The sequence below is a fragment of the Ramlibacter sp. genome (assembly GCF_028291745.1).
Lineage (GTDB): Bacteria > Pseudomonadota > Gammaproteobacteria > Burkholderiales > Burkholderiaceae_C > Ramlibacter.
This window is the reverse complement of the sequence record NZ_JAQGNQ010000123.1, coordinates 1-21,504: the sequence shown is the minus strand read 5'-3', so window position 1 is coordinate 21,504 and position 21,504 is coordinate 1. Positions and strand designations below refer to the sequence as shown.

Annotated in this window: 22 protein-coding genes; 12 read left to right on the top strand and 10 right to left on the bottom strand. The window is 69.2% G+C overall.

The genetic code is table 11. The features are described 5' to 3' along the window. Positions 1-4: 4 nt before the first annotated feature. Positions 5-976 (bottom strand): tripartite tricarboxylate transporter substrate binding protein, encoded by a 972-nt coding sequence (locus JWP60_RS22545; RefSeq protein ID WP_299796371.1) that lies wholly within the window; start codon positions 974-976, stop codon positions 5-7. 126 nt (positions 977-1,102) lie between these two features. On the opposite strand from JWP60_RS22545, the gene JWP60_RS22540 reads away from it, so the two are divergent. From JWP60_RS22540 to JWP60_RS22525, 4 genes are all read left to right on the top strand, one after another. Continuing rightward, entirely contained in the window at positions 1,103-1,981 is an 879-nt protein-coding gene (locus JWP60_RS22540) for a LysR family transcriptional regulator (protein ID WP_299796368.1), read from the top strand. Positions 1,982-2,101: 120 nt separating this feature from the next. Then, the gene (locus JWP60_RS22535; protein ID WP_299796365.1) at positions 2,102-3,337 is read left to right on the top strand and encodes a c-type cytochrome; all 1,236 of its coding nucleotides are present in this window, start codon (positions 2,102-2,104) and stop codon (positions 3,335-3,337) included. 68 nt (positions 3,338-3,405) lie between these two features. Further along, entirely contained in the window at positions 3,406-4,095 is a 690-nt protein-coding gene (locus JWP60_RS22530) for a DUF1345 domain-containing protein (protein ID WP_299796362.1), read from the top strand. A gap of 22 nt (positions 4,096-4,117) precedes the next feature. Next, positions 4,118-4,645 (top strand): TlpA disulfide reductase family protein, encoded by a 528-nt coding sequence (locus JWP60_RS22525; protein ID WP_299796360.1) that lies wholly within the window; start codon positions 4,118-4,120, stop codon positions 4,643-4,645. Positions 4,646-4,656: 11 nt separating this feature from the next. Here the strand turns inward: JWP60_RS22525 and merP are convergent, their stop codons facing one another. The 4 genes from merP to senA form a co-directional block, all read right to left on the bottom strand. Further along, complete coding sequence (gene merP, locus JWP60_RS22520; RefSeq protein WP_299796357.1) at positions 4,657-4,947, bottom strand: mercury resistance system periplasmic binding protein MerP; 291 nt, start codon at positions 4,945-4,947, stop codon at positions 4,657-4,659. Between the two features lie 11 nt (positions 4,948-4,958). Continuing rightward, complete coding sequence (locus tag JWP60_RS22515; RefSeq protein WP_299796354.1) at positions 4,959-5,351, bottom strand: mercuric transporter MerT family protein; 393 nt, start codon at positions 5,349-5,351, stop codon at positions 4,959-4,961. Between the two features lie 10 nt (positions 5,352-5,361). Beyond that, the gene (locus JWP60_RS22510) at positions 5,362-6,474 is read right to left on the bottom strand and encodes a transglutaminase domain-containing protein (RefSeq protein WP_299796351.1); all 1,113 of its coding nucleotides are present in this window, start codon (positions 6,472-6,474) and stop codon (positions 5,362-5,364) included. Positions 6,475-6,594: 120 nt separating this feature from the next. Then, positions 6,595-7,836 carry a selenoneine synthase SenA gene (senA, locus tag JWP60_RS22505; protein WP_299796348.1) on the bottom strand — a complete coding sequence of 414 codons (1,242 nt, stop codon included), beginning with the start codon at positions 7,834-7,836 and terminating at the stop codon, positions 6,595-6,597. Between senA and senB the strand changes: the two genes are divergently transcribed. The 7 genes from senB (at position 7,779) to JWP60_RS22470 (ending at position 14,891) form a co-directional block, all read left to right on the top strand. After that, entirely contained in the window at positions 7,779-8,819 is a 1,041-nt protein-coding gene (gene senB, locus JWP60_RS22500; protein WP_363320961.1) for a selenoneine biosynthesis selenosugar synthase SenB, read from the top strand. The genes senA and senB overlap by 58 nt on opposite strands. Further along, positions 8,816-9,886 carry a selenide, water dikinase SelD gene (selD, locus tag JWP60_RS22495; RefSeq protein ID WP_299796341.1) on the top strand — a complete coding sequence of 357 codons (1,071 nt, stop codon included), beginning with the start codon at positions 8,816-8,818 and terminating at the stop codon, positions 9,884-9,886. Before senB ends, selD begins: the two co-directional genes overlap by 4 nt. Before the next feature lie 317 nt (positions 9,887-10,203). Continuing rightward, positions 10,204-10,977, top strand: coding sequence for an ABC transporter ATP-binding protein (locus JWP60_RS22490; RefSeq protein ID WP_299796339.1), 774 nt, complete (start codon positions 10,204-10,206; stop codon positions 10,975-10,977). Positions 10,978-11,071: 94 nt separating this feature from the next. Next, a complete protein-coding gene (locus JWP60_RS22485; RefSeq protein ID WP_299796470.1) occupies positions 11,072-11,764 on the top strand; it encodes an ABC transporter ATP-binding protein in 693 nt (230 codons plus the stop codon). A gap of 32 nt (positions 11,765-11,796) precedes the next feature. Continuing rightward, the gene (locus JWP60_RS22480) at positions 11,797-13,002 is read left to right on the top strand and encodes an ABC transporter substrate-binding protein (protein ID WP_299796336.1); all 1,206 of its coding nucleotides are present in this window, start codon (positions 11,797-11,799) and stop codon (positions 13,000-13,002) included. A 59-nt stretch (positions 13,003-13,061) separates the two neighbouring features. Continuing rightward, complete coding sequence (locus JWP60_RS22475) at positions 13,062-13,946, top strand: branched-chain amino acid ABC transporter permease (protein WP_299796334.1); 885 nt, start codon at positions 13,062-13,064, stop codon at positions 13,944-13,946. A gap of 6 nt (positions 13,947-13,952) precedes the next feature. Next, the gene (locus JWP60_RS22470; protein WP_299796332.1) at positions 13,953-14,891 is read left to right on the top strand and encodes a branched-chain amino acid ABC transporter permease; all 939 of its coding nucleotides are present in this window, start codon (positions 13,953-13,955) and stop codon (positions 14,889-14,891) included. 64 nt (positions 14,892-14,955) lie between these two features. Here the strand turns inward: JWP60_RS22470 and JWP60_RS22465 are convergent, their stop codons facing one another. After that, positions 14,956-16,392 carry an MBL fold metallo-hydrolase gene (locus tag JWP60_RS22465; protein ID WP_299796330.1) on the bottom strand — a complete coding sequence of 479 codons (1,437 nt, stop codon included), beginning with the start codon at positions 16,390-16,392 and terminating at the stop codon, positions 14,956-14,958. 114 nt (positions 16,393-16,506) lie between these two features. Between JWP60_RS22465 and JWP60_RS22460 the strand changes: the two genes are divergently transcribed. Next, entirely contained in the window at positions 16,507-17,277 is a 771-nt protein-coding gene (locus tag JWP60_RS22460) for an SDR family oxidoreductase (RefSeq protein ID WP_299796328.1), read from the top strand. A 116-nt stretch (positions 17,278-17,393) separates the two neighbouring features. Here JWP60_RS22460 and JWP60_RS22455 read toward each other — a convergent pair whose 3' ends face one another. The 4 genes from JWP60_RS22455 to JWP60_RS22440 all read right to left on the bottom strand — a co-directional run. Next, positions 17,394-18,290, bottom strand: coding sequence for a carbohydrate kinase family protein (locus JWP60_RS22455; protein WP_299796327.1), 897 nt, complete (start codon positions 18,288-18,290; stop codon positions 17,394-17,396). A gap of 17 nt (positions 18,291-18,307) precedes the next feature. Then, a complete protein-coding gene (locus JWP60_RS22450; RefSeq protein WP_299796326.1) occupies positions 18,308-19,378 on the bottom strand; it encodes a DUF3426 domain-containing protein in 1,071 nt (356 codons plus the stop codon). A 25-nt stretch (positions 19,379-19,403) separates the two neighbouring features. Further along, entirely contained in the window at positions 19,404-20,285 is an 882-nt protein-coding gene (prmA, locus tag JWP60_RS22445; protein ID WP_299796325.1) for a 50S ribosomal protein L11 methyltransferase, read from the bottom strand. Positions 20,286-20,372: 87 nt separating this feature from the next. Next, a partial coding sequence (locus JWP60_RS22440; protein ID WP_299796324.1) for an acetyl-CoA carboxylase biotin carboxylase subunit occupies positions 20,373-21,504 on the bottom strand: 1,132 nt, incomplete at its 5' end.

The following is a 21,504-nucleotide window of genomic DNA, read 5'->3' as shown; positions in this document are numbered from 1 at the left end:
GTCCTCAGTCGGCGTGCACGTTGGCCGCCTTGATCAACTTGGCCATCCGCGGCACCTGCGCCTTCATCAGGTCGGTGAACTGGGCGCTGGTGCTGCCCACGATGGTGAAGCCCTGCCCGCTCACCTTGGAGGCGAGGTCCTTGTTCTTCAGCGCGCTGATGGCCTCGGATTCGAGCTTCTTCACCACTTCCGTCGGCGTGCCGGCGGGGGCGAAGAGGCCGTACCACGTCAGCACCTCGAAGTCGGGCAGCCTGGCGGATTCGGCAATGGTGGGCACGTCCGGGAAGGCGGGATGGCGCTTCAGGCTGGTGACCGCGATGGCGCGCAGCTTGCCCGACTGGACGTAGGGGGTGATCGCCGGCACGTTGGAGAACAGCATGGGCACCTGGCCACCGACCGCGTCGGTCAGCGCGGGCGCCTCGCCCTTGTACGGGACGTGCGTGATGTCCAGACCCAGTCCGGCCTTGAACAGTTCGCCGGCCACGTGCTGCGGGCCGCCGGCACCGGCCGAGGCGTAAGACAGCTTGCTCTTCTTCGCCAGCGCGATCAGCTCCTGCATGTTGTGCGCGGGCACGCTGGGATGCACGGCCAGGATCATCGGCATCGACACCAGCATGGAGATCGGCGTGAAGTCCTTGACCGGGTCGAACTGCAGCTTCGGGTAGATCGCCGGAGCCACCAGCATGGTGGACTGCGAGCCCAGGAAGATGGTGTAGCCATCGGCCTGCGAGTGCGCGACGAAGGTCGCGGCGATGGTGCCGGTGGCGCCCGGCCGGTCGTCGACGATGAAGGTCTCGCCGGTCTGCGCTCCCATCTGCGTGCCCACCATGCGGGCGATGATGTCGGCGCCGCCGCCGGCGGCAAAGCCCACTGCGATCTTCACCGGCCGGTCGGGGTAGCCGGCGGCCCGCGCGGGCAGGACGGTGGAGGCGAGGGCGGCGGCAGTGGCGCCCAGGGCGCCGCGACGGGTGATCATCAAACTTGTCTCCTGTAATTCATTGATAGCGGCCGGGGGACCCGGCACCGCGGGATCATGGACCAGCACGCGGCAGCGGGAAACGGGCTGGTTCCACATTCATTCGATAATGAAGTTTTGTTCCGGATGGACACGCAGTTCCTGCAAAGCTTCGTGATGGTGGTCGACTGCGGCTCGATGGCGGAGGCCGCGCGCCGCCTCGACCTCACGCCGGCCGCCGTGGCGGCGCGCGTCAAGTCGCTGGAGGAAGCGATGGGCGCACCCCTCGTGCGGCGCGCCGGCCGCACCGTCAAGGCGACCGAGGCTGGCGTGCGCATCCTGAACCACGCACGCGGCGTGCTGCGCGACGTGCGCAACCTGCAGGCCCTGGCCACCGACGATGCACCGCTGGGCGAATGGCGCCTGGGGGTCTCGGCCTCGGCCCTGACCGGATTGCTGCCGCCGCTGCTGCGCGGCCTCTACGACAAGCATCCCAAGCTCGCCGTCTACATGGAGCCGGGCAACTCCGGCAGCCTGTACCAGCGCGTCACCGGCGGCCTGCTCGACGCGGCCGTGATCGTGGAGCCGCAGTTCACGCTGCCCAAGTCCTGCGCCTGGGAACTGCTGGCCGAAGAGCCCCTGTGCCTGCTCGCGCCCGCCGCCATGGTGGGGCGCGATCCGCTGGACCTGCTGGCGAGCGAACCCTTCATCCGCTACGACCGCACGATGTGGGGCGGCCGCATGGCCGACGCCTGGTTGCGCGAACACCAGATCCAGCCGCAGGAACGCATCGAGATCGACGCGCTCAACGCGATCGCCGTGTTCGTGCACCAGGGCCTGGGGGTGGCGCTGGTGCCGGACTGGACACCGCCCTGGCCCGAAGGCCTGCACGTGCTGCGCATCCCGCTGCCGCCGCCGGCGCCGGTGCGCCGCATGGGCCTGGTCTGGACCGAGGGACCGAAGGCGGCGCTCGCGCGCGCGCTGCTGGCGCAGTCGCATCGGCTGCCCGGGCGCGCCGCCGCGTAGCTGCGAGCGAGCCGCGCGTTCCGGCCGGCGGCAAAAAAATAATTGCTCGGCCGTTGTCACGTTTTTCCCGTCGGGTGCATCTATGCCTCACCGCCGCATTCCCGGCGCAGGAGACATGACATGCAGAGGCCCTTCGCAACGATGCTTTCCTCGGGTTCGCTGGTGGCGGCGGTCGCCGCCGCGGCGACCGCGCTCGTGAGCTGCGGCGGCGGTGGCGGCGGCGATGCGGCGGTCGCCACCAGCGCCGATCCCGCCGTGCTCGCGTCCGGGCAGCAGATCTTCCGCCACGACACCTTCGGCGACGAGATCTTCTGGAGCGACACGCTGAAGATGCACACGGTCATCGAACAGAGCGTGACGCCGCGCGTCGCCCTGTCGGTCGGCCTGAAGGTCGACGTCGACGCGCTGCCGCAAGGGGTGAAAGACGCGCTGGCTGCCGGCAAGGTCGATCTGGACAATCCGCAAACGACGCTGACCCTGCTCAAGCTCGGCGCCGTGATCGGCCTGGAGGGACAGGTCACCACCGACGCGAACGGCGTCAACCACCTCGCGCGCCTGGGCGTCACCTGCGCCGTCTGCCACTCCACGGTTGACAACAGCTTTGCCAGCGGCATCGGCCACCGGCTCGATGGCTGGCCCAATCGTGACTTCAATTCCGGCGCGGTCGTCGCCCTGTCGCCTGCGCTCAACCCCGCGCAGAAGGCCATCTACAGCTCCTGGGGCCCCGGCAAGTACGACGCGCGCTTCAACTTGGACGGCCAGAACAAGCCCTCGGTGATCCCGCCGGCCTATGGCCTGGCGGGGATCCACAAGGTCACCGTCACGGGCGACGGCGACGAGGTCGCCTACTGGAACCGCTACGTCGCCGTGACCCAGCTCGGGGGCCAGGGCACCTTCAGCGAGCCGCGCACCGGCGTGAACGTGACGCACGGCGACCAGGATCTGGTGACCAGCGCACTGCCCGCCCTGCAGGCCTACCAGCTTTCGCTGGCGGCACCCACGCCACCCGCGGGTTCCTTCGACGGGCAGGCGGCCGCGCGCGGCCAGCTCCTGTTCCAGGGCAAGGCGCAATGCGCCAGCTGCCACAGCGGAGCGCAGTTCACCGACGCCAACGAGCGGCTGCACCCGGTGAGCGACTCCATGGCCGAGCCCGAGGTGCCCAGCGCAGCGGCCCGTTCCGCCACGAAGCAGTACCGCACCTCGCCGCTGCGCGGCGTGTGGCAGCACGCGCCTTATTTCCACGACGGCTCCGCGCCCACCCTGGAGGCGGTGGTCACGCGCTACAACGCGCGCATGGTGCTGGGCCTGACTCCGCAGGAAGTGTCGGACGTCGGCCAGTACCTGCGCTCGCTGTGACGTGATGCGGGCGCACGGGGGCGCGCGGCACTGCTAGAGTCCGCGCACCCCGTCTTCGTGCCCGCCTCATGTCCGAATCCGCCGAAAAAGCCCATCGACGCGCCAAGCTCTGGCCCGCCTTGCGGGCGCGCCCGCGCCTGCTCGGCTCCCTGGTCTTCGGGCTGGCCGTGTTCCTGGCCACCCGCCTGACGGGCCTGTCGCGCGCGGCCGACACGCTGATCGCCTGGAACGCGGGCGCCCTGATGAACCTGGCGCTCACGTGGCACCTGGTGTGGCACACGGATGTCGACGACATCAAGCGCCGCGCCATCAGCCAGGACCAGGGACGACTCACCATCCTCACGGTGGTGGTGCTGACGGCCGCGGCGGTGCTGCTGGCAGTGGGCACGCAGCTGTCGCAGGTGAAGAATCTCTCGGGCACGGTGCGCGTGGCGCACCTGCTGCTGGCCATCCTGACCGTGGTCACCTCCTGGCTGTTCACCCAATGCGTCTTCGCGATCCACTACGCGCATGACTTCTACGCCGCGCGCGTGCGCAACGCACCGGATCCGCTGGACTTCCCCGGCACGCCCGACCCGCTGTACGGCGACTTCTTCCACTTTTCCTGCGTGATCGGCACATCCGCGCAGACCGCCGACATCAGCTTCCATGGTTCGGCGCTGCGGCCGGTGGGCACCTTGCACTGCGTCGTGTCCTTCTTCTTCAATGCCAGCCTGCTGGCGCTGTCGATCAACGTCGCCGCCGGCATGTTGCTGTAGCAGCCAAGCTGCCGGCGCCGCGATGACCAAGCCCTTGTTCTCGCCCTCCCGCCGCGGCTTGCTCGCTACGGCCTGCGTGCCGTTCCTGCCGGCAGCGTTCGCCGCCGACGCACAGGCGGCGCGCAAGGAGTGGCCGCGGCGACGCGCAACGCCGACGGTCGAACTGGCTGGGCTGGACGGAAGCGCCTGGCAGCTGGCCGCCACGCGAGGCAAGCCCGTGCTGCTGAATTTCTGGGCAAGCTGGTGCGAGCCGTGCCGCGCCGAAATGCCGGCGCTGCAGCAACTCGCGCGCGAGCACCGTGGGGAGGGCGTGCAGGTGCTCGCGGTGAACTACCGCGAGACCGAAGCCGCGGTGCGCCGCTTCCTGCAAACGACGGGGCTGGACTTGCCCGTGCTGCTCGATCGCGAGGGCGCGGCGGCCAAGGCCTTCGACGTGCACATCTTTCCCAGCACGATCGCCATCACGCGCAGTGGACGGCCCAGGTTCGTGGTGACCGGTGAATTCGACTGGAGCAGCCCGCTCGCCGCGCGCTGGCTCGCGGAGCTCTGAAGAGTGCCGCTCTACTTGGCGTCGTCCGCCTCGAACGACGGATAGCCCGCCGCTTCGGTCGCCTTGGTCAACCCGGCGACGCTGGTCTTCGCATCGTCGAAGCTCACCTTCGCATTGCGGCGGGCGTAGCTCACCACCGCGCGGCTCACGCCCGGCACCTTCAGCAAGGCGATGCGGATCGTCACCGGACAGGTGTCGCAGTCCATGGTCGGCACGCTCAAGGTCACCTGGCGCGGCGCGGCGCTGGCCGCACCTGCGATTGCGAGCAAGCCAGCGGCGACGACGGCAGAGATCTTGTTCATGTTCACCTTCCTCAATAGAACAGCGGCGCCGCGATGGGCACGAGCAGCGGCACCAGCGTGAGCACCACGACCAGCCAGAACCAGCGCCGGCCGGCGGCACCGACCCGACGGCAGGCAGCGGGGTCGCTGGCATCGCAGACGGCCGCGGCCGCGGCCGCGGGGCGATACAAGCGCCAGCCGGCAAATGCGAGCGCGGCAACGGCCAACCCCGACAACGTCCCCGACCAGGGCTCCAGCCGCCGCAGCTGACCGATCCACGCACCGGAGACGCCGACGATCGCGAACACCAGCGGCATGACGCAGCACGCCGACGACAGCAGCGCGGCGATGCCGGCCAGCGTCAGCGCGGGCGCAGTACCGCTCGCCTCGGGCTGCTGCGGGCCGGGTCCGGAAGCGGTGTTCATTCGCGGGCGATCAGGCCGTGATCTCGCGCGCCGTGATCTGGTACGCGAAGCTGTCGGGATCGTAGGGGTCGCGCGCGCCGCTGGCGGTTTCCGCCTGCGGGTACATGAAGAAGCCCAGCTTGCCCTGTCTGGCACCGGGCAGCTTCACGTCGCTGGCGCTGTTGTAGCCCATCCAGTTGCCTTCCCAGTTGCCGAACAGCGCCTTGCGCACCGGTGCGACGACGGGGTTGCCGGCGTCCTTGATCCACTCCGGCGTTTCCTGGCGCATGACCTTGGTGACGTCGGCCGGATCCATCGCGACCCAGCCCTGCTCCTTCAGGTACACCTCGGCGCGGCAATGCTGCGCGCCCTTGAGGCTGGCCGGGTTGGCCCCGAGCTCGCGGTAGTTGAAGGCGCTGGGCACCAGCCGGACGCCGTAGATGTCGCGCGCGGGCACGCCAGCGGCGCGGCACAGGCCGACGAACAGCGCATTGATATCGGCGCACTTGCCACTCAGATTGCCGGTCTCCAGCATGGCCTTGATGTCGCCGGTGCCGCAGCCACGCACCTTGGGCTCGCGATACGTGCTGACGATCACCCAGTCGTAGATGCGCTGCACCTTCTCGCGGTCGCTGCGCGCGCCCAGCACGATCTGCGTGGCCACCTTGCGCACGATGCCGTCGGTCGTGATGAGTTCAGTGGGCGCCAGCCAGTGGCGCAGATCGGCCGGGTCGGCGGCGACAGCGGGACGTTCCTTCCAGTCGACCACGCGGTTCTGCGTCTCGACGCGGTTCGTCAGCACCAGGCGGGGATCGGGCGTGCCGGCGTCGAAGCGCGCCACCAGCACGCGGGCGCCGGTCGCGCCGTCGGCGGCCAGCCGCACGTTGCTGGCATTGCCCGACCAGCTGACATCCGTCGTGCGCTGCCAGGGGTTCTCCAGCGAGGGCACCGGCAACCACACGGAAGCACCGCCGGCTGCGTCACGCAGCTGCACGGTCGTGGTCACCTCGAAGCTGCGCCAGCCGGTGGGCCGCGGCTCGAAGCGGCGGGCCGCTTCCTCGGCCTGCGCGAGCGGCAGCGCGCCCAGCGCCAGCGCGGACGAGGCAGCCTTGACAAAGTCGCGACGCGAGACGGGCAGGCTCATGGAAATCTTTCGGTGGTTCGACAGCGAGCGACCGCGCTGGGACGCGGGAACGGGAGCGCGGCCGGGGGCACCGAGTATAGGACCTCGCCCCATTCCCTGGCCCGCGTGGGGCCGAGCAAATCAGGGCACCGCGACGCTGCGCAGGCCGGCAAAGATGTCGCGCCGGTGCGGCTCGAAAAAGTTGCGGTAGCGGGCATGCGCCAACGCGGGCGCGGTGGCCGGGGAGGCGCCGCGCAGCACCCGGCGACTGCCGAACCACGGCTGCGAATAGTCGCGGTAGGGATGCGGCGCGAAGCCGGGATACGGCTCGAAGGCGCTGGCCGTCCACTCCCACACCTGGCCCCAGCGAAAGCCGGGGCGCGTGCAGGCCGCGCACTCCCATTCGGCTTCGGTCGGCAGGCGCCGGCCGGCCCAGCGGCACCAGGCATCGGCCTCGTGCGCGCTCACGTGCATCACCACCTGCTGCGGCACGAGCGGCAGCCACTGGCGATGGCGTAGTTGCTCCCAGCCCGAGCCCGTGGAGCGAATGCCCGCCGGTCCGCGCTGGCGTTGCCCCTGCAGCCAGGCGCTCCCCTCGGGGGTCCACCACTGCGCCTGCTCGTAGCCACCCGCCTCGACGAAGGGCAGGAAAGCGGCCCAGGTGACCGGCTCGGCGTCGATCTCGAACGCGCCCAGATCCAGCGAGCGGGGCGGCAGCTCGTTGTCGAAGGCGAAGCCGCCCGGCGCCGCCCCGACTTCGAAGCGCTGGGCGCGCACCTGCACCGTCGCGCTGGCAGCCGCGGTAGCCGGGGCGCCGCGTTCGCGCACCGGGATACCCAGGCCGTGCGCCATGTAGACGGCCGCCTCGGCGTGCATCTGCTCGTGCAGGGTGGCCAGGCGGAAGAAGTAGAGCGCGTCGTCGCCGGCGTCCTCGGGCAGCTGGTCCAGCAGTTCGAGCGTGCGCCTCAGGGTATACGTGAGGTAGTCGACCGTGCCGGCGAAACCCGGCAAGGGGAGTTCCCAACGGTGCGCGTGCGGCACGCGACTGGAGTCGTACCACGCATCGGACTCGGGCAGCTCCGAAGCGGTGCGCCGGGCCGCGGGTACGGCCGCCGTGCCGAGGCCGCGCTCGGGGTTGCGGGCGATCCACCATTCCTGGAACCAGGCGAGGTGTCCCAGTTCCCACAGGGGCGGATTGACTTCCAGCGCGTAAGGCACGCGCGCCTCGGGACCCAGCGCTTCGATCACGTCGTGCGTGAGCGCCAAGGTGCGCTCGCGGGCGTCGAGCAGGCTGGCGCGCACGGCCTCGGGCGGGCCGTGTCGCAATGCCAGTGCCGCGTCGGCGGCCGGCGCGCTATAAATCAAGGATGTCGCGTACCCCATCGGTAGTCATCGTAAGCCCAGCCTTGGCGGACGCCAACAATGGCAACTGGCGGACCGCCCGGCGGTGGCAGGACCTGCTGGCCGGCGCGGCCCGGGTGCGGATCACGAAGGCCTGGCCCGATGACGCTAGCGCCAGCGACGAACTGATGCTGGCGCTGCATGCGCGGCGCTCGGCCCAAGCGATCGCCGCCTGGGCCGATGCACACCCGGGACTCGGCCTTGCGGTGGTGCTGACCGGCACCGACCTTTACCAGGACATCGCCAGCGATGCCGCCGCCCAGCGCTCGCTCGCCCTGGCGCAGCGGCTGGTGGTGCTGCAGGAGTGCGGGCCGCAGGGGCTGCCGGCGCAGCACCGGACCAAGGCGCGCGTGATCTTCCAGTCGACCCCCGCGCAGCCGCCCTTGAGCAAGGACAGCGGTGTGCTCGATGTGGTGATGGTCGGCCACCTGCGCGCGGTGAAAAGCCCGCAGACGCTGTTCGCCGCGGCCCGGTTGCTGTGCCGCGAGACCGATATCCGCATAGCTCACATCGGCGATGCCATGACCGAGCCCACCTTGGCACACGCGGCGCGCGCCACCGAGGCGGACTGCCCGGCCTACCACTGGCTCGGACCGCTGCCGCACGAGGCCACGCTGGCCCGCATCCGCGCGGCGCACGTGCTGGTGCACACGAGCTCCATCGAGGGCGGGGCCCACGCGATCATGGAGGCCGTGCGCTGCGGCACGCCGGTGCTGGCCAGCCGGATCAGCGGCAACGTCGGCATGCTCGGGGTGGACTATGCCGGCTACTTCCCGCATGGCGATGCGCTGGCGCTGGCCGCGCTGCTGCGCGAATGCCGGGCGGGCCAGCGAGGGCAAGACCCCGGCGGGGGCCTGCTCGTGCGTCTCGCCGCACAATGCGCCCTGCGCGCGCCGCTGTTCGACGCGGCCGCCGAGCGCGTCGCGCTCCTCAACCTGATCCGAGAACTGGAAAGCCCCCGATGAACGCGCCCTTGCCCACCGCCGCCGCGGAACCCCGCCTCACCTCGCTCTCGCATGGCGGCGGCTGCGGCTGCAAGATCGCGCCGGGCGTGCTGTCGGAGATCCTCAAGGGTACGGCGCGCCTGCCGGTGCCGCCCGAGCTGCTGGTGGGCATTGAAACCGCCGACGATGCGGCGGTCTACCAGCTCAACGAAGAACAGGCGCTGATCGCCACCACCGATTTCTTCATGCCGATCGTCGACGACCCGTTCGACTTCGGCCGCATCGCCGCCACCAACGCGATCTCCGACGTCTACGCCATGGGCGGCAAGCCGATCATGGCGCTGGCGCTCGTCGGCATGCCGATCAACGTGCTGTCCACGGCCACCATCGCGCGCATCCTCGAAGGCGGCGAGTCGGTCTGCAAGGCCGCGGGCATCCCGATCGCGGGCGGGCACACGATCGACTCGGTCGAGCCGATCTACGGGCTGGTCGCACTCGGCCTGGTGCATCCGAAGCGCGTGAAGCGCAATTCGGATGCCCGTGCCGGCGACGTGCTGGTGCTCGGCAAGCCGCTGGGGGTGGGCGTGCTCTCGGCCGCTTTGAAGAAGGAGCGGCTCGATGCCGCCGGCTACGAACGCATGATCGCCACCACGACGCGCCTGAACACGCCCGGCCCCGAGCTGGCAGCCATCGCGGGCGTCCATGCGCTGACCGACGTGACCGGCTTCGGCCTCGCCGGCCACGCGCTGGAATTGGCCCGCGGCGCCGGCCTGACGCTGACGATCGACTGGAGCAAGGTCCCGGTGCTCGAGGGCGTGCGCGAGCTGGCGCGTGCCGGCTTCATCACCGGCGCCTCCGGCCGCAACTGGGCGGGCTATGGCGCCGAAGTCGCGCTGCCTTCCGGCTTTGCGGATGCCGAGCAGGCGCTGCTCAGCGATCCGCAAACCAGCGGCGGGCTGCTCGTGTCCTGCACGCCGGAAAGCGTCGCGCAGGTGCTGCGGATCTTCCAGCAGCACGGCTTCGAAGAGGCTGCCGTGATCGGCGCAGCGCACGCCGCCGGCGCGGGCGCGCGGCTGGTCGTGCGCTGAGCGCACTGCGCACCATGAACGTGCGCGACGCTGGCTCGCTGCGATGTTCATGGCGATGTCGCGGTCAGCCTGCTGAAAGCAAGTCGACGGCGCTCACCGCACATGCCATGCTCCTGAATCCGTAGCAGAAGAAGGGCCTCCAGTCTTGCGCAGGGACGATCGATTGCCGGAAAATGGGATCGCTTGCAGCCTGCCCGTTCGCAAAAACACCTAGGGTCCAACCCCCTGTCCGGCCCTCGCCCGGGCTCCCACCATTGGCGCCTTTGCGGGGCCTTTGCCGCTCCGGGGATTGCTACGCCGTCATGCAAGGAGAGGCTTTGTCGTCTGAGACCATCCTGGAAACCCAGGGCCTGACCAAGGAGTTCAAGGGCTTCGTCGCCGTGAACCAGGTGGACCTGAAGGTCAGGCGCGGCGACATCCATGCGCTCATCGGTCCGAACGGCGCCGGCAAGACCACCTTCTTCAACCTGCTGACCAAGTTCATCGCGCCCACGCGCGGCAAGATCCTCTACCAGGGCAGCGACATCACGCACGAGAAGCCGGCGCAGACGGCGCGCCGCGGCATCGTGCGCTCCTTCCAGATCTCCGCCGTGTTCCCGCACATGACGGTGCTCGAGAACGTGCGGGCCGCGCTGCAGCGGCGCCTGGGCACCTCCTTCCATTTCTGGAAGCCCGAGCGCTCGCTGCATCCGCTGCACGAGCGCGCGCTGCAACTGCTGCGCGAGGTCGACCTGCAGGACTTCGCCAGCGAGCTGACCGTCAACCTGCCCTACGGCCGCAAGCGCGCGCTCGAACTGGCCACGACGATGGCGCTCGAGCCGCAGCTGATGCTGCTCGACGAGCCGACGCAGGGCATGGGCCACGAGGACGTCAGCCGCGTCACGCAATTGATCAAGAAAGCCTCCGAAGGGCGGACGATCCTGATGGTGGAACACAACATGAACGTGGTGTCCTCGATCGCCGACCGCATCACGGTCCTGCAGCGCGGCACCGTGATCGCCGACGGCCCGTATGCCGAGGTCTCGCGCAATCCGCAGGTGATCGAAGCCTACATGGGCAGCACCGAAGCCGAACTCCAGGGAGCGCATTGAGATGAGCTCCACCGTGCTCGCTGCCCGCAGCACCCTGCCCTCCGAAGGCGCGCCCACCTCCCTGCGCGGCTCCGGCGGCGGCGGCGCCGCCGAGATGCTGCGCATCGAGGGCCTGAACGCCTGGTACGGCGAATCGCACATCCTGCACGGCGTCGACGTCACGGTGCAGGAGGGCGAGGTCGTCTGCCTGCTCGGGCGCAACGGCGCCGGCCGCACCACCACGCTGCGCGCGATCGTCGGCCTGACCGGCGCGCGCAAGGGCTCGATCCGCATCCGTGGACAGGAAGCGATCAAGCTGCCCCCGCATCGGGTGGCGCGCCTCGGCGTGGGCTACTGCCCCGAAGAGCGCGGCATCTTCTCCACGCTCTCGACCGAGGAGAACCTGCGCCTGCCGCCAGTCACGGCGCAGGGCGGCATGAGCATCGACGAGATCTACGCCATGTTCCCCAACCTGCAGGAACGCGCCGGCAGCCCCGGCACGCGCCTGTCGGGCGGCGAGCAGCAGATGCTGGCAGTGGCCCGCATCCTGCGCACGGGCGCGCGCCTGCTGCTGCTCGACGAGATCTCCGAAGGGCTGGCACCGGTCATCGTGCAGAAGCTTGCCGAGACCATTCGCACCCTCAAGGCCCGCGGCTACACCATCATGCTGGTGGAGCAGAACTTCCGCTTTGCGGCGCCGCTGGCGGACCGGTTCTACGTGATGGAACACGGGCGCATCGTCCACCAGTTCGCGCAGCAGGAACTCGCGGCCAACATGGCCATGTTGCGCGAGTTCCTGGGCGTCTGAAGTTAGTCGTTCGTTTCAACCAAGGAGACCTCATGAAGAAGCACCTTTCCCTGACCGCGGTGGCCCTCGCAGTGGCCGCAGCCTTCGTGGCCCCCGCCGCGATGGCGGCCGCCAACGAGGTGGTGATCGGCGACATCGACGACATGTCCGGCCCCTATGCCGACGTGATCGGCCAGGGCGGCGTCGAAGCCGCGAAGATGGCGATCGCGGACTTCGGCGGCTCGGTCCTGGGCAAGAAGGTCGTCCTCATGTCGGCCGACCACCAGAACAAGCCCGATCTCGCCGCTTCCAAGTTCCGCGAGTGGGCCGACCAGAACGGCGTCAACATGATCCTGGGCGGCTCCAACACGGGCACCTCGATCGCCATGTCCAAGGTGGCCGGGGCCAAGCACGTGCCCTTCATCGCGATCGGCGCCGCCGGTGCCTCGCTGACCAACGAGGACTGCACGCCGTACAGCGTGCACTACGCCTACGACACGACCTCGCTGGCCAACGGCACCGCGAGCGTGATGACCAAGGAAGGCGGCAAGACCTGGTACTTCCTGACCGCCGACTACGCGTTCGGCACGCAGCTGCGCGAAGCCGCCACCACGGTGGCGCAGGCCAACGGCGGCAAGTCGCTGGGCGAAGTGCGCGTGCCGCTGGGCACCACCGACTTCTCGTCCTTCCTGCTGCAGGCGCAGGGCTCCAAGGCCCAGGTGCTGGGCCTGGCCAATGCCGGCACGGATTTCACCAACTCGCTCAAGGCGGCGCAGGAATTCGGCATCACCAAGACCATGAAGCCGGCGGCGCTGCTGGCCTTCATCAGCGACATCCACTCGCTGGGTCTCAAGACCGCGCAGGGACTGTACTTCACGACCAGCTGGTACTGGGACATGAACGCCGACTCGCGCGCCTGGGCCAAGCGCTTCTTCGCCGTGGCGAAGAAGGAGCCGACCGAGAACCAGGCCGCCTACTACTCGGCGACGCTGCAGTACCTGAACGCCGTGAAGGCCGCCAACACCACCGATCCCGACAAGGTGATGGCGGAACTGAAGAAGATGAAGATCAACGACATGTTCGCCAAGAACGGCACCATCCGTTCCGACGGCGTGATGATCCATCCGATGTACGTCATGCAGGTCAAGACGCCGGCCGAGTCCAAGTACCCCTGGGACTACTACAAGCTGGTCAAGACCATGTCCGGTGAAGAGGCCTTCGGCCCCGTGACCGGCAAGTGCAAGGCCGTCAAGGGCTGATGCCTGCAGGGCGCGCGGCGGCCGGGCCGCCGCGCGCCAGTTTTCCATTTGCGAGCCCCATGACCGAAATCTTCGGCTACCCCATTCCCGTGATCCTCGGCCAGCTGATGCTGGGCCTGGTGAACGGCTCCTTCTACGCCATGCTCAGCCTGGGCCTGGCGGTGATCTTCGGTCTGCTGGGTGTCGTCAACTTCGCCCACGGCGCCTTCTACATGCTCGGGGCCTTCGCGGCGCTGATCGGGCTGGACGCGTTCGGCATCAATTACTGGGTGGCGCTGGTGCTGTCACCCCTCGTGGTCGGCGCCTTCGGCATCGTGCTGGAGCGCCTGCTGCTGCGGCACCTGTACAAGCTCGATCCGCTGTACGGCCTGCTGCTTACCTTCGGCCTGGCGCTGATCTTCGAGGGCGTCATGCGCTATCGCTTCGGCGCCAGTGGCACGACCTATCCGGTGCCGGACGCGCTGCAAGGCGTGCTCAACCTCGGCTTCATGATCCTGCCGGTGTACCGTGCCTGGGTGATCGTCGCCTCGCTGGTGATCTGCTTCGTCACCTGGTTCACGATCGAGCGCACGCGCCTGGGCGCCACGCTGCGCGCGGCCACCGAGAACCCGCGGCTGGTGCAGTCCTTCGGCATCAACGTGCCGATCATCGTGATGCTCACCTACGGCGCGGGGGTCGGCCTCGCGGCGCTGGCCGGCGTGCTGTCGGCGCCGGTGATCCAGGTCTCTCCGCTCATGGGGACGTCCGTGGTGGTCGTCGTGTTCGCGGTCGTGGTGATCGGCGGCATGGGCTCGATCCTCGGCGCGATCGTCAGCGGGCTGGTGCTCGGGATGGTCGAAGGCTTCACCAAGGTGATCTACCCGGAAGCTTCCAACATCGTGGTGTTCGTGATCATGGCCATCGTGCTGGTGCTGCGGCCCGCCGGGCTGTTCGGGCGGGAGTAACCGGCGATGAAGCGTTCCCTTCTTGGCTTCTACGTCGTGCTGGTGCTGATCGGCCTGGTTGCGCCCTGGCTGAACATCTATCCCGTCTACCTGATGACGCTGTACGCGTTCGCGATCTTCGCCTGCGCGTTCAACCTGCTGCTCGGATTCGGCGGCATGCTCTCCTTCGGCCATGCCGCCTACTTCGGGCTGGGGGCGTACACGGTCAGCTGGCTGGTCACCGCACTGCACTGGAACACGGTCCCCGCAATCGTCGGCGGCATGCTGGTGGCGATGCTGGGCGGACTGGCCATCGGCCTGCTGGCGATCCGCCGCTCGGGCATCTACTTCGCCATGATCACGCTGGCCCTGGGCCAATTGATCTACTTCATCTGCCTGCAGGCACCGCTCACGGGCGGCGAAAACGGGCTGCAGGGCGTGCCGCGCGGCACGCTGCTCGGGGTGGTCCCGCTGCGCAGCGACCTGGCGATGTACTACTTCGTGTTCGCGCTGTTCGTCGCGGTGTTTCTCGCGATCCGCCGCATCGTGTCTTCGCCCTTCGGCCAGGTGCTCAAGGCGATCCGTGAGAACGAACCGCGCGCGATTTCGCTCGGTTACGACGTCGACCGCTACAAGCTGCTGGTGTTCGTGCTCTCGGCCACCATCGCCGGCCTGGCTGGCGCGCTGAAGGCGCTGGTGCTCGGGTTCGCGACGCTGACCGACGTGCTGCAGGCGACCTCCGGCGAGGTGATCCTGATGACGCTGCTGGGTGGCGCCGGTACCTTCCTCGGGCCGGTCGTGGGTGCGGGCGTCGTGGTCACGCTGCAGGACGTGCTGTCCGATCGCGTCGGCTCCTGGGTGACCGTGATCATCGGCGGCATCTTCGTGCTGTGCGTGCTGGCCTTCCGCAAGGGCATCGTCGGGGAATACCTGGCGTGGCGGGAGCGCAGGGTGGCGCGGGCCTGAGGCGGCGCTGCTGGGGTGCCCTGCGGGCAGCCCAGCCTACCTTGCCGCAGCCGCTAGCCGCCACTCACATCCGTGCCGCGGTGCGCAGATCCGCATACGGCACCACCCGACCATGCAGCGGCAGGATGCGATCCACGCTGTAGCCAAGCCGCTGCACGTTGTCGAGCAGGTTGAGGTTCAGCAGGCTGGGCCGTGTCGGCGGCGGCGTGTTCGGCGGCGGCGGCGTGAAGGCGTCGGCTTCGACCAGCAGGCGCTCCCTGGGCAGCCACGCCATCATGAAGCCCTGCGCGTGCGGGCTGTCCTCGATGTACTGCATGTGCACGGTGCGCGTGCCGTCACTGAAAATGCGCTGCTTGTCGACCCCCTCGAACGTGACGGCGCGGCGCGCCTGCGCGAAAGCATCCGGGTGCACGGTGTTCGCCGTGGCAAAGGTCTTCTCGTACCAGGGCCGCGCCAGCTCGCTGACGACCAGCGTGGCGCCGCTCGCCGCCGCGGCGCGCAGGCCGCCGGCGTGATCGAAATGATGGTGCGAGTTGACGACGTAGCGCAGCGGCTTGTTCGGCACCAGCTCGCGCGCCTGGGCGATCACGGCCTGCGCCCGGCCGTCGTACAGGGGGCTTTCGATCAGCATCAGGTGGTCGGCAAATTCCACCAGCACGCTGTTGTGGGAGCCGCCGCCGAAGAACCAGACGCCGTCTGCCACCTTCTGCACGTCGACCTTCTCGCGAAAGCCCGCCACCTCCGCGGGCACGTCGATGCCGGCGGCCACATTCCCCTGCACCTCCTTCACCCGCACGTCGAGCACCGGATTGCCGCCGGCCATCTGGATGATGCGGCTGGGGAACATCACGCCGCCCCAATCCTTCCAGCCCGAATAGGTCGCGGTCACCGGCGTATCCCCGGTGACTGGATTGGGCATGACCGACTCGACGCCCTGCACCAGGCCGTCGGGGTCGATGTAGACGGTGGCGCGGTACAGGCCTGGCTCGGTGAAGCTCACTACCTTGAGGCCTTCCTGCATGCGCAGGGTGGCGGGCCGGCGCATGGCGGCGCGGATGACGCCGTGCGGCGTGGTCCACAGGTCGTGCAGGCGCTGCTCCAGGGCGACCGGCGCGGCCTGCGCGGTGGTGCCGGTCACGTTCCAGGCGCGGTCGCCCCGCACCCACGCGGAGACGCGCTGTTCGCCCTGGCCCATGAGGGGTAGCGCGCCGCCGCCGCTGGGCTCGGCGCGCACCCGCACGGAGTCCTCGCGCATCGCGCCGTTCTCGTAATCCATCACGCGCACGAAGCTGGGGATGGTGATCAGGGGCCATTCGTTGCCTGGCAGGAAGGCCTGTCCGAAGGTGGCGCCGCTGCCGCTGGCCGTGAACCGCACCGTGTTGAGCCTGCTGGCACCGATTGCCTGGTCGGCCTGCGCCAGGGCGGCGGCCGCCTCGTCACGGTGGGCGCAGGCCGCGAGCACGGGGGCGGCGGCAAGGGAAACGAAGGCACGACGATGCATGGAGTCCTCCTGGCCAGCAGCGCCGCGCGCGAGGCAGCAGCCGCTGGCTGTCATTCAGGTGATTGGAAGTCGCGCGCAATGAAGCTAGGCTGACACTATGCAAAAGGAGTGGCCATGCTCAAAGACCTGTTTTCCCTAGAGGGGCGCGTTGCCCTGGTCACCGGCGGCTCGCGCGGCATCGGCCGCATGATCGCCACCGGCCTGCTGCACCAGGGCGCGAAGGTCTATCTCACGGCCCGCAAGGCGCCGGCTTGCGAGGCGGCGGCGGCCGAACTGTCGGCCATAGGCCCGTGCACGGCGCTGGCGTTCGACGTGTCCTCGGTCGAGGGCGCGCGCAGCCTGGCGGCGGAGATCGCGCGGCGCGAGGGCGCGCTGCACATCCTGGTGAACAACGCCGGCGCGGCCTGGGGCGAAGAGTTCGACACCTTTTCCGAGGCAGGCTGGGACAAGGTGGTGGACCTGAACATGAAGGCGCCTTTCTTCCTCACGCAGGCGCTGCACGAGAGCCTCAAGCGCGGCGCCCGGCCCGAGCGGCCGGCCAAGGTGATCAACATCGCATCGATCGACGGCATCTCGGTGAATCGCTGGGAGACGTACTCGTACAGCGCCAGCAAGGCCGGCCTGATCCATTTGACCAAACGCATGGCGTTGCGGCTGGCGCAGGACCACATCGTGGTCAACGGGATCGCGCCCGGCCCCTTCCCGAGCGAGATGAACAAGGAGGCGCGCGACCACGGCGACGAGGTGGCGCAACGCGTTCCCGTCGGCCGTGTGGGCGAACTCGAGGACATGGCGGGCGCGGCGATCTATCTCGCATCGCGGGCGGGAGACTATGTGGTCGGCGAGACGATCGTCGTGGACGGGGGAGTGACGATCGCGCGGTGACGGGAAAAGCGCAGGTCATTGCGGGCTCGACCCGCCATCCAGACGGCGCTTGTTCGACTGCCGCGTGGATCCCGGGTCAAGCCCGGGATGACATCGCGCCCGGAATGACAGGGCTGCTAGCGTTGCAAGCCCTCGAGCGTGTAGTTCTGCGGCCCTCTGCTCGCGATCTTGATCGCGCCGACCTGGTTGCCCAGGCGGGCGCAGCGCGCCAGCGTCCAGCCCTGCTCCAGTCCGTGCAGCAGCGCACCGCGCCAGGCATCCCCGCAGCCGGTGGGATCGACGATGGCCGCCGGCCGTTCGGACGGCACCAGGCTCACCTCGCCGTTCACCCACACCTCGCAGCCGTCGCCGCCCAGCGTGACGACCAGGCCATCGACGCGCCGCGAGATCTCCGCACTGCTCCAGCCGGTGCGCTCGCTCAGCATCTTGCCTTCGTAGTCGTTGACCGTGACCCAGGTCGCCAGCTCGATGAAGCGGGCGAGCTCGGGGCCGTCGAACATCGGCAGCCCCTGGCCCGGATCGAACACGAAGGGGATGCCCGCCGCCTTGAACTGCTGCGCGTGCTGCAGCATCGCGTCGCGGCCGTCGGGGGAGATCATCCCCAACTTGATGTCCGCCCGGGCATGCACTTGCGTGCGGTGCGCCTGCATCATCGCCCCGGGGTGGAAGGCCGTGATCTGGTTGTTGTCGCGGTCCGTCATGATCATCGCCTGCGCGGTGTACGTGTCGTCCACCGGCAGCACGAACTCGGTGCTGATGCCCAGGTCGGCGAAACGCTGCAGGTAGTCGCCGCCATCGCTGCCGACCGCGCCCATGGGCAGCGGCGTGCCTCCGAGCAGCTTCAGCGCATACGAAATGTTGCCGGCGCAACCACCGAAGTCGCGCCGCAGGCTGGGCACCAGGAAGGACACGTTCAGGATGTGCAGCTGGTCCGGCAGGATCTGCTCGGCGAAGCGGCCTTCGAAGCCCATGATGGTGTCGAAGGCGAGGGATCCGCAGATGACGGCGGCCATGGTGTCTTTCGTGGGGTTCAGGGATAGAAGGCAAGCAGGCGGTAGCCCGCGACGCGCGCGCTGCCCGGCATCGTGAGCACGACGCCAAGCGAGCGTGCCCATTCGCTGCCGGCCGGGATGGCCTCGCCGGGTGCGCCCAGCTCCGCAGGCGTCAGCACGCGGCGCGCGACGGCCTGGTCCTGCGCATCGGTCACGGTCAGCTCCAGCGCCGGCACCGCCACCTGCACGGCGGCCGAATTGCGCAGCGTGAAGGCGAGGCGATAGGTGTCGTTGCGCAGCCGATTGAAGCCGGAGCTCTCGATGACGATCGCTTCGATCCGGCGCGGCGGCCCCAGCGTGCATTGCAGCACGTCACACATCCGCTCCAGCGCGGGCCGCAGGGCGGGCTCGGCGAGCGCGAGCCGGTCGCGGTCCTGCCACGCGAGTTGCAGCACCAGCAGTGCGGCCAGCAGCAGGCTGCCGAACGCCAGCGCGATGCGCACCAGCGGCCGGCGCCAGAAGGCACGGCGTCGCCCCTGCCGCACGAACGAAACGTTCGCCACGACGGCGGCAGCGGCCTCGTCGTGTTCGTCCTCGTCGTGCGGACGGCGATCCTCCAGCGGCTCGGCTGGCAGCACCGAGGAGTCGTCCGGCAACACCAGGTCGGAGCGGCGAAACACGAACGGGCTGTCCAGCGGCGAGGGCTCCAGCGCCTGGCTGTCGCCGAAGAAGACCGAGGGTTCGGGCGCGGGGGCCGGCGCCGGTGCGGCGCGCGGGCGCTCGGGACGGCGCAGCGGCGGAGTCACCGGCTGGCCGGCGAGTTCGCCGGATGCCGTCGGCCGCTCAGGCATGGCCGGCGGGGCGACCCCGCGGGGCGTTGCTTCGGGCACCGGCGGCGGAGCCGCCACCCGAGCGGGCGGGTCCGGTGGGCGGGCGGCGGCCTGCGCGGTGGCGGGTTCGGCCAGGATCGACTCGTCGCTCAGGTGCGCGGTCGCGTCGAAGATCTCGCTGCAATGGCCGCAGCGCACCCAGCCTTCGGAGATCTTCAGCTGGTCCGGGACCACGCGGAACATCGTGCCGCAGGCAGGGCAGCTGGTGATCAGGCTCATGAGCCCGCGATTGTAGAGAGCGCGCTCAGAAGCGGGCGGTCATGAGGATCCAGCCGTCCTCTTCGTCGCTGACTTCCAGCCCGCAATACGGCGCGTACGCTGCCTTCAGTTCGTCGGCCTGGCGCGCGAGGATGCCCGCGAGCACCAGGTGCCCGCCCGAAGCGACGTGCGCGCACAGCAGCGGCGCCAGCACCTTCAGCGGCGTGGCGAGGATGTTGGCCAGCACGGTCTGGTACTGGCCACTGGCGCGATCGGGCAGGCCAGCCGCGAGTTGCACGCCGTTGGCCTGCGCATTCGCTTGCGTAGCCCGCACCGCGGCTTCGTCGATGTCGACTGCGTCCACGCTGCTCGCCCCGAACTTCGCCGCGCCGATGGCGAGGATGCCCGAGCCGCAGCCGTAATCCAGCACCCGCTGCCCCACGGGCGCATGGTGCGCGATCCAGCGCAGGCACATGCGCGTGGTGGGATGCGTGCCGGTGCCGAAGGCCAGCCCCGGGTCGAGGCGGATCACCTCGCGCGCAGCGGCCGGCGGCTCATGCCAGGTCGGCACGATCCAGAACGTCGGCGTGATCTCCACCGGCTCGAACTGCGACTGCGTAAGGCGTACCCAGTCCTGGTCGGGCACGGCGTTGACCGCCAGGATCCGGCAATCGGCAAAGAAGTCCTGCGGCGGCAGCAGCTGCGCCGCTTCCTGCGCCTGCGCCTCTTCGTGGAACAGCGCAATCACGGTGGAGCGCTGCCACCCCTCCTTGGGCGGCGGCATGCCCGGCTCACCGAACAAGGCTTGCTCTGCCGGCGTCTGCGCATCGGCGTCTTCCACCGAGATGCTCAGCGCATCGAGGGCGTCGAGCGCATCGCTCACCGCCTCGACGCGGTCTTCCGGACACAGCAGGCGCAGTTCGAACATCGGGTCAGGCCGCCGGGCGGCAAGAAGGCGACCTGCGCCCCCTCGGCGGGTGGCGACGACACGAAGTGCGGAGACTGGGGGCCATGTTCAGCGCTTATGGTGCGACAGCCACTCTTCGAGATAGTGGATGTTGGTGCCGCCGGCCATGAACTTGGCATCGACCATCAGCTCGCGGTGCAGCGGGATGTTGGTCTTGATGCCCTCCACCACCGTCTCGCCCAGGGCGCCGCGCATGCGGGCCAGGGCCTGCTCGCGCGTGTCGCCGTGGACGATGATCTTGCCGATCATGGAGTCGTAGTTGGGCGGCACGAAGTAGTTGTTGTAGACGTGCGAGTCCACGCGCACGCCCGGCCCGCCCGGCTGGTGCCACAGCGTGATGCGCCCCGGCGAGGGCACGAAGGTGTACGGGTCCTCGGCGTTCACACGGCACTCGATCGAATGCCCGCGCAGCACGATGTCGCCCTGCTTGAAGGGCAGCTTCTCGCCGGCCGCGACGCGGATCTGCGTCTTGACGATATCGATGCCGGAGATCAGCTCCGTCACCGGATGCTCCACCTGCACCCGCGTGTTCATCTCGATGAAATAGAACTCGCCGTTCTCGTACAGGAACTCGAAGGTACCGGCGCCGCGATAACCGATCTTCTTGCAGGCGGCCACGCAGCGCTCGCCGATCTTCTCGATCAGCTTGCGCGGGATCCCCGGGGCCGGCGCCTCCTCGATGATCTTCTGGTGGCGCCGCTGCATGGAGCAGTCGCGCTCGCCCAGGTAGACCGCGTTCTTGTGCTTGTCGGCCAGGATCTGGATTTCGATGTGGCGCGGGTTCTGGAGGAACTTCTCCATGTACACCGCCGGGTTGTTGAAGGCCGCACCGGCCTCCGCCTTGGTCATCTGCACCGCGTTGACCAGGGCCGCCTCGGTGTGCACCACCCGCATGCCGCGCCCGCCACCGCCGCCCGCCGCCTTGATGATGACGGGGTAGCCGACGGCCTTGGCGATGCGCTTGATGACCACCGGATCGTCCGGCAACTCGCCTTCGGAGCCCGGCACGCAGGGCACGCCGGCCTTGATCATCGCCAGCTTGGCCGACACCTTGTCGCCCATGATGCGGATCGATTCGGGCGTCGGGCCGATGAACTGGAAGCCGCTCTTTTCCACCCGCTCGGCGAAGTCGGCGTTCTCGGAGAGAAAACCGTAGCCGGGGTGGATGGCCTCGGCGTCC

Excerpts from the sequence above, each read along its gene's own strand:
- JWP60_RS22540 (WP_299796368.1), top strand. The coding sequence starts at position 1,103 with ATGGACACGCAGTTCCTGCAAAGCTTCGTGATGGTGGTCGACTGCGGC.
- JWP60_RS22485 (WP_299796470.1), top strand. The coding sequence starts at position 11,072 with ATGCTGCGCATCGAGGGCCTGAACGCCTGGTACGGCGAATCGCACATC.
- selD (WP_299796341.1), top strand. The coding sequence starts at position 8,816 with ATGAACGCGCCCTTGCCCACCGCCGCCGCGGAACCCCGCCTCACCTCG.
- JWP60_RS22535 (WP_299796365.1), top strand. The coding sequence starts at position 2,102 with ATGCAGAGGCCCTTCGCAACGATGCTTTCCTCGGGTTCGCTGGTGGCG.
- JWP60_RS22530 (WP_299796362.1), top strand. The coding sequence starts at position 3,406 with ATGTCCGAATCCGCCGAAAAAGCCCATCGACGCGCCAAGCTCTGGCCC.
- JWP60_RS22450 (WP_299796326.1), bottom strand. The coding sequence starts at position 19,378 with ATGAGCCTGATCACCAGCTGCCCTGCCTGCGGCACGATGTTCCGCGTG.
- merP (WP_299796357.1), bottom strand. The coding sequence starts at position 4,947 with ATGAACAAGATCTCTGCCGTCGTCGCCGCTGGCTTGCTCGCAATCGCA.
- JWP60_RS22465 (WP_299796330.1), bottom strand. The coding sequence starts at position 16,392 with ATGCATCGTCGTGCCTTCGTTTCCCTTGCCGCCGCCCCCGTGCTCGCG.
- senA (WP_299796348.1), bottom strand. The coding sequence starts at position 7,836 with ATGGGGTACGCGACATCCTTGATTTATAGCGCGCCGGCCGCCGACGCG.
- JWP60_RS22455 (WP_299796327.1), bottom strand. The coding sequence starts at position 18,290 with ATGGCCGCCGTCATCTGCGGATCCCTCGCCTTCGACACCATCATGGGC.
- prmA (WP_299796325.1), bottom strand. The coding sequence starts at position 20,285 with ATGTTCGAACTGCGCCTGCTGTGTCCGGAAGACCGCGTCGAGGCGGTG.
- JWP60_RS22525 (WP_299796360.1), top strand. The coding sequence starts at position 4,118 with ATGACCAAGCCCTTGTTCTCGCCCTCCCGCCGCGGCTTGCTCGCTACG.
- senB (WP_363320961.1), top strand. The coding sequence starts at position 7,779 with ATGCCAGTGCCGCGTCGGCGGCCGGCGCGCTATAAATCAAGGATGTCG.
- JWP60_RS22475 (WP_299796334.1), top strand. The coding sequence starts at position 13,062 with ATGACCGAAATCTTCGGCTACCCCATTCCCGTGATCCTCGGCCAGCTG.
- JWP60_RS22515 (WP_299796354.1), bottom strand. The coding sequence starts at position 5,351 with ATGAACACCGCTTCCGGACCCGGCCCGCAGCAGCCCGAGGCGAGCGGT.
- JWP60_RS22545 (WP_299796371.1), bottom strand. The coding sequence starts at position 976 with ATGATCACCCGTCGCGGCGCCCTGGGCGCCACTGCCGCCGCCCTCGCC.
- JWP60_RS22460 (WP_299796328.1), top strand. The coding sequence starts at position 16,507 with ATGCTCAAAGACCTGTTTTCCCTAGAGGGGCGCGTTGCCCTGGTCACC.
- JWP60_RS22480 (WP_299796336.1), top strand. The coding sequence starts at position 11,797 with ATGAAGAAGCACCTTTCCCTGACCGCGGTGGCCCTCGCAGTGGCCGCA.
- JWP60_RS22470 (WP_299796332.1), top strand. The coding sequence starts at position 13,953 with ATGAAGCGTTCCCTTCTTGGCTTCTACGTCGTGCTGGTGCTGATCGGC.
- JWP60_RS22510 (WP_299796351.1), bottom strand. The coding sequence starts at position 6,474 with ATGAGCCTGCCCGTCTCGCGTCGCGACTTTGTCAAGGCTGCCTCGTCC.